At 28.9% G+C, this 339-nt stretch carries 1 protein-coding gene; it reads left to right on the top strand.

Features of this window, described 5'->3' with window-relative positions; all coding sequences use genetic code 11:
- A partial coding sequence (locus DW911_RS10775) for a GBS Bsp-like repeat-containing protein (protein WP_199669478.1) occupies positions 1-266 on the top strand: 266 nt, incomplete at its 5' end.
- Positions 267-339 lie beyond the last annotated feature (73 nt).

Here is a 339-nt window from a genome sequence, read left to right on the forward strand (position 1 = left end):
AAGTAAAAATTGTATTAAAAGATACAGATATAGAATGTATTGGAAAGAACATCAAATATGCTGTATGGAGTGAAGAAGGAGGACAAGATGATTTAAGGTGGTATACAGCAGGAAAAGAAGGAGAAGATTACATATCTAACGTCAGTATAAAGAATCATAAGACAACAGGAAGATATCAGGTGCACTGTTATATGATAGATAATGAAGGAAATTATGTATATCTAACAAATACAACATTTGAGATAACAAGATTAAATATCAAATGAGTGCTAAAATTCCTTGAGACGGAATATTTGAATATACGATTTAATAATAAAGAATATAAATGTGCATATCGAG

The organism is Erysipelatoclostridium sp. AM42-17 (assembly GCF_003480255.1).
GTDB lineage: Bacteria > Bacillota_I > Bacilli_A > Erysipelotrichales > Coprobacillaceae > Faecalibacillus.